Annotated in this window: 6 protein-coding genes and 1 pseudogene; 2 read left to right on the forward strand and 5 right to left on the reverse strand. The window is 57.5% G+C overall.

From position 1 onward, the window contains the following. Together EJQ19_RS26030 and EJQ19_RS26035 are read right to left on the reverse strand one after the other, a co-directional pair. Positions 1-331, reverse strand: a pseudogene (locus EJQ19_RS26030) (hypothetical protein); the annotation flags it as partial. After that, positions 324-1259 carry an ABC transporter ATP-binding protein gene (locus EJQ19_RS26035; RefSeq protein WP_126144161.1) on the reverse strand — a complete coding sequence of 312 codons (936 nt, stop codon included), beginning with the start codon at positions 1257-1259 and terminating at the stop codon, positions 324-326. The gene EJQ19_RS26035 and the pseudogene EJQ19_RS26030, both read right to left, overlap by 8 nt. A 127-nt stretch (positions 1260-1386) precedes the next feature. Between EJQ19_RS26035 and EJQ19_RS26040 the strand changes: the two genes are divergently transcribed. Both EJQ19_RS26040 and EJQ19_RS26045 read left to right on the forward strand, forming a co-directional pair. Next, positions 1387-2589 carry a sensor histidine kinase gene (locus tag EJQ19_RS26040; RefSeq protein ID WP_126144162.1) on the forward strand — a complete coding sequence of 401 codons (1203 nt, stop codon included), beginning with the start codon at positions 1387-1389 and terminating at the stop codon, positions 2587-2589. 33 nt (positions 2590-2622) lie between these two features. Then, positions 2623-3321: a response regulator gene (locus EJQ19_RS26045; RefSeq protein WP_126144163.1), complete on the forward strand. Its 699-nt coding sequence runs from the start codon at positions 2623-2625 to the stop codon at positions 3319-3321. Positions 3322-3330: 9 nt separating this feature from the next. On the opposite strand, the gene EJQ19_RS26050 is transcribed toward EJQ19_RS26045, so the two are convergent. From EJQ19_RS26050 to gltB, 3 genes are all read right to left on the reverse strand, one after another. After that, positions 3331-3864, reverse strand: coding sequence for a hypothetical protein (locus EJQ19_RS26050; RefSeq protein ID WP_126144164.1), 534 nt, complete (start codon positions 3862-3864; stop codon positions 3331-3333). Between the two features lie 528 nt (positions 3865-4392). After that, positions 4393-5877 carry a glutamate synthase subunit beta gene (locus EJQ19_RS26055; RefSeq protein ID WP_126144165.1) on the reverse strand — a complete coding sequence of 495 codons (1485 nt, stop codon included), beginning with the start codon at positions 5875-5877 and terminating at the stop codon, positions 4393-4395. 147 nt (positions 5878-6024) lie between these two features. After that, a partial coding sequence (gene gltB, locus EJQ19_RS26060; RefSeq protein ID WP_126144166.1) for a glutamate synthase large subunit occupies positions 6025-10282 on the reverse strand: 4258 nt, incomplete at its 5' end.

Here is a 10282-nt window from a genome sequence, read left to right on the forward strand (position 1 = left end):
CGAGCAAAATCAGCCCCGCTGCCCCCAGCGTCCCGCCCCACAAGGTATTGTCGGTCGGCGGAAAGTTATGATCCAGCATGTATTGCTGCAACGCGCTTTCCTCCCGCATCTGCTGCTTGAACTTCTCCGGCAGGTCGCTGCTCGCCAGTTCGGTCTGATTATGCTGAATCGTATCGGCCGCACGTTTTTTCCAATCATCGTCTGCGCCCCGGTGGTTTGAATGCGACAAAATCGCCGACGTCACCACGATGAGCACGAGCAGAATCGCCAAAATCCACGTCCTCACCCTGCCGTACATCTTCATTTGTTCATTGAGAATCAAATTAAGCAATCGGATCACGTCCCGTCATTTCCAAAAATTGGTCTTCCAGCGACTTCGTCGCCGCCCGTATACCATACACCGCGATGCCGGCCGTCACGAACCGCTTGTTCCACTCCGCCGTCTCGTCCTTCGTCAGCTCGAGAATCAGCCGCTCATCGGCCGTTTGGTAAGCCAGCCCTTCCGCACGCACAAGTGCCTCCGCCCGCTCCGGCGAAGACAGCTCAAACGCCACGGACTCTTTGCCTTCCCCGCGTCCGAATTCATTGATCTGACGCACATCGACAAGCTGACCGCTCTGAATGATGGCGACTCGGTCGCACATCAGTTCCATTTCCGCGAGCAAATGGCTCGAGACGATGACCGAGATGCCCTCTTCGCGCGTCAATTTGCGCAGATGATCCCGCAGCTCGCGGATCCCTGCGGGATCGAGGCCGTTCGTCGGCTCGTCGAGGATCAGTACCGACGGCTTATGAAGGAGCGCCTGTGCGATGCCGAGCCGCTGCCGCATGCCGAGCGAATACGTTTTGACCTTATCATGAATCCGATTCCCCATCCCAACCAATGCGACGACTTCGTCGATACGCTCTTTCCCGATCGCGGGAAACATGCGCGCATAGTGTACCAGATTGCGGTATCCGCTCAGGAACTTGTACATCTCCGGGTTTTCCACGATGGCGCCGACATGGCGAATCGCTTTCTCAAATTGCGAACGGATGGAATACCCTTGAATGCGAATATCGCCCTCCGAAATGGACATCAGGCCCACCATCATGCGGATGGTCGTCGTTTTGCCAGCCCCGTTCGGTCCCAGGAAGCCAAAAACTTCCCCTTGCGGCACATCAAAACTGAGCTGTTTGATAATCGTTTTGGACCCGATTCGTTTGGATATGCGGTCTACTTGTACAATCGCCGTTGAAGCCGGCTGCGTGTCGGTCATGCTCAAACCCCTTTCTCGGTCATATTAGCAGGTCATATGATCAATATGACTGCGTTCACTATGGCTTTTGTTCAAAATTAGGTAAAATAAGGAGAAGACGAACGATCCGAAAGGAGACCGTTTACAAATGGTACAACGAAGACCGTGGCACGGCGTGGAATGGTCCCTGTTCATCGTGCTGACAGGCGCCAACCTGCTTGGCCTGCTTTATACGCTTCTACATATCCGTGAGCATTCCCTGCAAGTGACATTGGGAACCATCGGTGCAATTCTGCTCGCTTATGGCGCTCCCTTTTTATTTTGGCGGCCGAACTACACGCATGCGATGTGGTATCCGATCGCGGTGCTCGTCGCGGGTGTGCCGCAGCAATTTTATCTCGCTTGGATGGAACAGGATCTCTTACTTATCATTAATTGCCCATTAATGGTCGTCGGATTCCTCACGGATCGAAAAAATGCCTGGTGGACCGCCCCCGTCTTTATGGTGGGGATGCCGAATATTTACTATAATCTGCTGCACAGCGACATGGGGATCGGGCAGTTGTTTAGCTTCATTCTAAATGCCAGCTTGTTCTTTGCCATTGGGCTCAGCCTGCAGCGTGTCGTCACCTCAAACGAGCATACGGAAAAGCTGCTTGCCGAGAACCAGCGGCAATATCGCCTCATCCATGAGCAAAATAATGCGCTCGAGCAGTACGCTAACCAAATCGAGCAGATGACGCTGGTCGAGGAGCGAAGCCGGATGGCGCGCGAGCTGCATGACACGGTCGGGCATACATTTACGTCGGTCATCATGGGCATGGACGCCGTGTCCTACCTCATGGAGGCCTCGCCGGAAATGGCGCGGCAGAAGCTCGACGTACTGCGCGACGTCACCCGTGCCGGTCTGGAAGAGGTGCGCCGCAGCATCCATCAAATGGCGCCCCGGGAAGGCGATTCACTCTTGTCGCAACAGTTGATGCGGTTAGCCAATGAGTTCGCGCTGCATACAGGCACACAGATTCGTTTTGACACGCGGGGCGATGAGTTCGATTTGCCGAAAATGACGAAGCTCTCCCTCATCCGCTGCTTGCAGGAGTCGTTAACGAATGCTAAACGGCACGGAGGCGCAGGGCAGATAGCCGTCGAGCTCGCATTCGCAGACGACCATATCCGCCTGCAAGTTGCCGATAATGGCGCAGGCTCCGATCAGATCAAAGCCGGCTTCGGCATCGCCGCTATGCAGGAGCGCATTGCTGCGCTCCACGGTATGCTGCAGGTCGATTCACAAGCTGGCGAAGGCACGACAGTTACATGCACCATTCCGGCCAGAAGATTATCTGCTTTGTAAGAACTTGAAGCAACAAAAGGAGGCATTTCTTGTATGACTGCACAACTGCCGCTACAATTACTGCTCGTCGACGATCAGGACCTCATTCGGGAAAGTTTGCATATCGTGCTGGGCATGGACCCGGACATCAACGTCGTCGGGCTTGCCGAGAACGGACTCGTTGCTTTGGAGCAATGTGAGACGCACCAGCCCGACATCGTGCTGATGGACATTCATATGCCCAAGATGAACGGGGTCGAGGCCACTCGCCAGATCAAAGCCAAATGGCCGCAAACGCGCGTCATCATCCTCACGACCTTCCAGGAAGTCGGCTACGTCATCGACGCGCTGGGCGCCGGGGCTGAAGGCTATTTGCTGAAAGCCATTCATCCCAAAGATTTGGCCGCCGGCATCAAATGGGTGCATCAAGGCGGCACCTTGATTCCGCAGGACATCGCGAAAATGCTGGTGCAGCAAGCGCGCAGCGGGGCCGAGGCGACTGGAGGAGATTCGGGCGGCGCTGGCAAGCCTGCGGACGACGGAGGTCGCTCCAGCGACGCCTACGGACTGAGCGAGCGCGAGCTGCAAGTGCTACACGGCATTGCGGACGGCCTAAATAACCGGGAGATCGCCGAGAAGCTCTACCTCTCCGAGGGCACCGTGAAAAACTACATCTCCAGTATCTACGCCAAAATGGACGTGCGCGACCGCGTACAAGCGTCAAAAAAAGCCCTCGAGGAAGGGATGCTCTGAGGGCTTACACTATTCAAATAATCGCTCGAGGAACGATTTTTTCCGCTTGCGGATTTTGCGGTAGCTCTTGACACGCGAATAAGTCGGGGGAATCTCTTCCGGCTCTTCCGTGCTGGGCGCATCCGCTAGCGGCGGAATCAACGCGGGATGCCGTTCAGCAGATGGATCAAAGGGAGAGACAGCAGCCGTGAGAGCGGCGGAATCGGCAGCCGGTGTTTCCCCCGGCAGCTTCTCTTGCTGCTGCGCGACAGGTGTGCGCTGCAGGATAACCCCATTCATCATCTGCTCGTACAGCTTATACTCGAGATGATGTTGGAATTGCCGGAGCAGTTGTTCATGCCTGAGGTGCTGCTCCTGAAAATGCCCTTGCAATTGCTCCTGCAGCTCCGCCACCTGGCGGGAGAGGAGCACGACCGCCTGCTGCAAGGCAGACAAATGCTGCGCGCCGATAGGCTCGTCCGGCGCAAACTCCTGCAGCTCGCCGCCCTTGTCTCCAAGCAGTGCTTGCAGCTCAGCCGGCGTTATAAGATCTTCCCGCTTCATGTGCTCCCCTCGCTTTCCGTTCTTTCTTCTATATCATTCGCTTCCGTCGGCCCTTTTCATGTCCTCTATTGTACATGAATTGTGGAAATTGTTCATCTTTTTGAATAAAACTGGGCTGGAGGGCTTATTCCGCCGGTCCATATACCCGTGTTGTGGGTCTTGAGACAGCCGAAGGGGCAGACCTCATCGCGCCGACAGTCACGAACCTGTAAAAGCTACATCAAAATCAGGAAAAACACCCCCAATTATATGAAAACCTGCAAAACCTACAGCNNGTAGGAAATACAGGTAATCAGCTGGATTCCCCGGTTTTGGTGACAATTAGCTGTACGAAATACAGGATCAGGGAAACAACGGAGGCGCCCCTTTCAGAAGACTGGTGTCGGGTTCAAGGAGTGTATGCCTTCAATTGCCTAATACCTCCGGCAAGCATCTCCCTCTTCACTAAAAAATGCCTGCAAGCGGCTCTCCCCGCTTGCAGGCATTTCCCTATGCGCCCGAGTCTATCCGGGCACGACCAAGTACGCGCTATGGCAAATTGGACGCGCCCATCAAATAGCGATCGACTTCACGCGCCACGGCGCGGCCTTCGTTGATCGCCCAGACGACGAGGCTCTGGCCGCGGCGCATATCGCCCGCCGTGAACACGCCCTCGACGTTCGTCGCGAATTTGCCGTACTCGGCTTTGGCGTTCGAGCGCTCATCCTTCGCAACGCCGAGCTGATCGAGCACCGTGTGCTCCGGCCCGGTGAAGCCCATGGCGATCAGCACGAGCTGCGCCGGGTACACCTTCTCGCTGCCGGGCACTTCGACCGGCACGAACTGGCCCTTCTCGTTCTTCTGCCACTCGATCAACACCGTGTGCAGCTCCTTCAAGTTGCCCTCCTCATCCCCCACGAACCGCTTCGTGTTGATGAGGTACGTGCGCGGGTCTTCGCCCTGCACCGCCGCGGCCTCCTGCTGGCCGTAGTCGACCTTCAGCACCTTCGGCCACTCCGGCCAAGGATTGTTCGCCTGGCGCGTTTCCGGCGCCTTCGGCATAATCTCGAACTGCGTCACGCTGCGGCACTTGTGGCGCAGCGACGTCCCGACGCAGTCCGTGCCAGTGTCACCGCCGCCGATGACGATGACGTCCTTGCCTTCGGCAGAGATGAAGGCACCATCCGCGTGCTCGGAGTCAAGCAGGCTTTTCGTGTTTTTGCCCAGGAACTCCATCGCCAGATGGACCCCTTTCAGCTCGCGGCCCTCGATCGGCAGATCGCGACCTTTTGTCGCGCCGCCACAGAGGACGATCGCGTCGAACTCCTCCTGCAGCTTCTCAATCGGATAATTGACGCCGACATGCGCGTTCGTCACGAACGTTACGCCCTCGGCTTCCAATAAATCCACGCGCCGCTGCACGTATTTTTTGTCCAGCTTCATGTTCGGGATCCCGTACATGAGCAGGCCGCCGACGCGGTCGGCGCGCTCGAACACGGTCACCCAGTGGCCGGCCTTGTTGAGCTGCGCAGCAGCGGCAAGCCCCGATGGGCCTGAGCCGACGACCGCGACTTTCTTGCCGGTGCGCACCTCAGGCGGCTGAGGGGTGATCCAGCCTTCGGCGAACCCTTTGTCGATGATCGCTTTTTCAATGCTTTTGATCGTAACCGGTGTGTCTTTGAGCCCTACCGTACACGAGCCCTCGCATGGCGCAGGGCAGACGCGGCCCGTAAACTCTGGGAAATTGTTCGTCTTGTGCAGCCGATCCAGCGCCTCGCGCCAGCGGCCTTTATAGACCAGATCATTCCATTCCGGAATGAGATTGTTGACTGGACAGCCGGCCGCCATGCCGCTGATGATTGAGCCTGTATGGCAGAACGGTATGCCGCAATCCATGCAGCGGGAGCCTTGCGTTTGCAATTTATCTTCGGTGAGCGGCGTCACGAATTCTTTCCAGTGGCCGATTCGGACGAGCGGAGCCGTCTCGGACGCCACTTCACGTGCATGTTCCATAAAACCCGTCGGTTTCCCCATTTACGTTGATCCCTCCTGCGTATGATAGCCAGCCATGCTGGCTCCCTGCCCTTATGCGCGCCCGCCCCCAACGAGCTGACGGACACGCTGCGTTATTCAGCTAGGAGCTGCTAGAAAATTAGCGCTACTTGATTTCTTCGCAGTCTCTTAGTTGCCGCCAACCCGCGAAACATCCCTCATATTGGCCTCAAAAGCCACCATCACGGCCTCCTGCTGGCTCAGTCCGGAACGTTTCACCTTCTCGATGGCGTCGAACATACGTTTGTAATCCTTCGGAATGACCTTCACGAACTTCCAAACGTATTCCTCCCAATGCTGAATGACGTTATGGGCTACGCTGCTATCCGTAAATGTGGCGTGATGCTGAATCATCGTTTTCAGCTCATTCATTTCATAGGTCTCCTCCAACTGTTCAAGGAGCACCATCTCTTTGTTCACCTTCGAGGCAAAATCGCCCTTCTCGTCGAGCACATACGCAATGCCGCCGGACATCCCTGCCGCAAAGTTACGGCCCGTCGCCCCAAGCACAACGACCCTGCCGCCTGTCATATACTCGCAGCCGTGATCGCCTACACCCTCGACAACAGCACGCACGCCGCTGTTTCTCACGCAGAACCGTTCGCCGGCAATCCCGCGAATGTAAGCATCGCCATCCGTCGCGCCGTAGAACGCCGTGTTCCCGATGATGATATTCTCCTCGGGAACAAAGGTCGCACTCGCCGGCGGGAAGATGACCAGCTTGCCGCCGGATAATCCTTTGCCGACGTAGTCGTTCGCGTCGCCTTCGAGCGAGAGCGTAATCCCCTTCGGCACGAACGCGCCGAAGCTTTGGCCAGCCGATCCGTGGAAATGCAGCCGGATCGTATCGTGCGGCAAGCCCTCCGCGCCGTGCTTGCGCGTCACTTCACTGCCCACGATCGTGCCTACGACGCGGTTCACGTTCGTGATCGGCAGATAGGCGTGGACATGTGCTTTGCGCTCGATGGCGGGCTCGCAGATCGCCAGCAGCTTCGTCACGTCGAGCGAGCGGTCAAGGCCGTGATCCTGCGGCATCTGGCAGAAGCGGCCGACGTCCTCGCCGACATCAGGCTGATGCAGCAGCGGCGCGAGATCGACGCCTTTGGCTTTCCAGTGGGCGACCGCCTGCTTGCCTTCCAAAATGTCGGTGCGGCCGACCATTTCCTCAATCGTCCGGAAGCCCAGCTGCGCCATCCACTCGCGCACATCCTGCGCGATGAACGTCATGAAATTGACGACATGCTGCGGGTCGCCGGCAAATTTTTTGCGCAGCTCCGGATTTTGCGTCGCTACGCCGACCGGACAGGTGTCCAGATGGCAGACGCGCATCATGACGCAGCCAATGGTAATGAGCGGTGTCGTCGCGAAGCCGAACTCCTCCGCCCCAAGCAGCGCTGCGATCACCACATCGCGCCCCGTCATCAGCTTGCCGTCGGTCTCGACCGCGATCCGGCTGCGCAGGTTGTTCAGGACGAGGGTCTGGTGCGTTTCCGCCAGACCGAGCTCCCACGGCAGTCCCGCATGACGGATACTCGTCTGCGGGGACGCGCCTGTGCCGCCGTCGTAGCCGGAGATCAAGACAACGTCCGCTTTCCCCTTGGCTACGCCGGCTGCAATCGTGCCAACCCCAACCTCGGAGACGAGCTTCACGGAGATCCGCGCTCTCGGGTTGGCGTTCTTGAGATCGTGGATGAGCTCGGCGAGATCCTCGATCGAATAAATGTCGTGATGCGGCGGCGGCGAAATCAGGCCGACGCCTGGCGTAACCCCGCGCACCTCGGCCACCCACGGGTACACCTTGGACCCTGGCAGCTGGCCGCCCTCGCCGGGCTTGGCGCCCTGCGCCATCTTGATCTGAATCTCGTCGGCATTGACGAGATAGTGGCTTGTGACGCCGAAGCGGCCAGACGCCACCTGCTTGATCGCGCTGCGGCGAAGATCGCCTTTCTCATCCGGTGTGAAGCGCTCCGGATGCTCGCCGCCTTCGCCGGTATTGCTTTTGCCGCCGATGCGGTTCATCGCAATGGCGATGGTTTCGTGCGCTTCTTTGGAAATGGAGCCGTACGACATGGCTCCCGTCTTGAAGCGCCGCCAGATCGCCTCGACCGGTTCGACCTCCTCGATCGGAATCGGCTGGCGGCCTGCTTTGAAGCTCAGCAGCCCGCGCAGAGCCATATATTTCTCGTCTTCGCGAAGGATAAGCTTCGCAAAGCTTTTGTACATCGCGTAATTGTTCGTCCGCACGGCCGTTTGCAGGGCATGAATCGTTTCCGGCGTATACAGATGCTCCTCCCCATCACGCCGCCACTGCAAGTCGCCGCCCGCGTCAAGCACGGGATCGCGTCCCTCTTGCGCGGAGAATGCCCGCTGATGGCGCATCGCCGCTTCCTGGGCGATGACGTCCAGGCCGATGCCGCCGACCGGTGTGTACGTCCAGGTGAAGTACTTGTCGACCAGTTCCTGGCTGAGGCCGATCGCCTCGAAAATCTGGGCGCCCCGATAGCTTTGAATCGTGGAAATCCCCATTTTCGCCAGTACTTTGACAACGCCCTTCGTCACGGCCTTGATATAATTGTAGGTCGCCTTCGCTTGGTCAACTCCGACCAATTGCTTGCGCTGGATCATGTCGTCCAGCGTTTCCAGCGCGAGGTACGGATTGATCGCTCCGGCACCGTAACCGAGCAATAGGGCAAAATGATGCACCTCGCGCGGCTCGCCCGACTCGACCAACAGGCCAATTTTCGTCCGTGTACCTTCACGAATCAGATGATGATGCAGCCCCGACGTTGCCAGCAGCGCCGGAATCGGCGCTTTCGCGCTGTCCACGCCGCGGTCGGACAGGATAATCAGCGTCGCCCCGTCCGCAATCGCCTCATCGGCTGCCTGACACAGCGCATCCATCGCCTGCTCCAAGCCTGCGGCTCCTTCCGAAGCCGTGAAGAGCGTTGACAGTGTCACCGTCTTGAACCCGTCCCGCTGAATGTGGCGCAGCTTCGCCAGCTCGTCGTTCGTCAGAAACGGCGTCGTGAGCCGAATTTGACGGCAGCTTGCCGGCTCTGGCTTAATCAGATTGCGCTCCGGCCCGATGGTGGTGCCCTGCGCCGTAATAATTTCCTCGAAATTCGCATCGATCGGCGGATTCGTCACCTGCGCGAACAGTTGTTTAAAATAATTGTATAAGAGCTGTGAACGATTCGACAGCACCGCAAGCGGCGCATCCGTGCCCATGGAGCCGATCGGATCCACCCCTGTTTTCGCCATCGGTTCCAAAATTTTACGCAATTGCTCAAACGTATACCCAAACGCCTGCTGTCGTTGCAGCAGCGTATCCGAATCGGAGCCGAGCGCAAACGGCGCATCGTCCAGCTCCTCCAAAGAAACCAAATGCTCATTCAACCATTCGCGATAAGGCTGCTCCTTGGCGATGCTGCTTTTAATCTCATCATCCGCTACAATGCGGCCCGCTTCCGTATCGACGAGCAGCATGCGGCCCGGTCTCAGCCGATCCTTATAGAGCACGCGCTCCGGTTCAATGTCGAGCACGCCCACTTCGGACGCCAGCACGATCAGATCATCTTTCGTCACATAGTAACGCGACGGCCGTAAGCCGTTCCGATCCAAAATCGCCCCGATCTGCGTACCGTCCGTAAACGCAATCGCCGCCGGACCGTCCCACGGTTCCATCAAGGTACTGTGGTATTCGTAGAACGCTTTTTTCTCGTCGTCCATGCCCTCGTGCTTCGACCACGGCTCCGGCACCATCATCATTGCCGCATGCGGCAGCGAACGGCCGGACAGCATGAGAAATTCAAGCGTATTATCGAACATTTGAGAGTCGGAACCGTCGGTGTCGATGACCGGAAGGATCCTTTTAAAATCGTCACCAAACAGCTCCGTCTCACACATCGCCTGGCGGGCATGCATCCAGTTCACATTGCCTCGCAGCGTATTAATTTCGCCATTATGGATCAAATAGCGGTAAGGATGCGCGCGCTCCCAACTCGGGAACGTATTTGTGCTAAAACGGGAGTGCACCAGCGCGAGCGCCGACTCGACCTTCTCATCCTGCAGTTCCACGTAATACGCGTCCACTTGTGCCGGCGTCAGCATGCCTTTATACACGATCGTGCGGCTGGATAAACTGGAATAGTAAAATTGCGACAGGGGTTGATCTTTTTTGACAGCGTTTTCAGAAACCTTCCGAATGATGTACAATTTGCGTTCAAAATCGAGATTGTTCGTCACATCCGCGCTTTGGCCGATAAAAACTTGTCGAACAAACGGTTCAGCCGACTTGGCCGATTCGCCCAAAGAGCTGTTGTTCGTCGGCACGGTCCGCCAGCCCAGGAACTGCTGCCCTTCTTCTCTCACTATGCGTTCAATCGTG

Origin of the sequence: Paenibacillus whitsoniae, assembly GCF_003955665.1 — a bacterium.
Classification (GTDB): domain Bacteria; phylum Bacillota; class Bacilli; order Paenibacillales; family NBRC-103111; genus Paenibacillus_E; species Paenibacillus_E whitsoniae.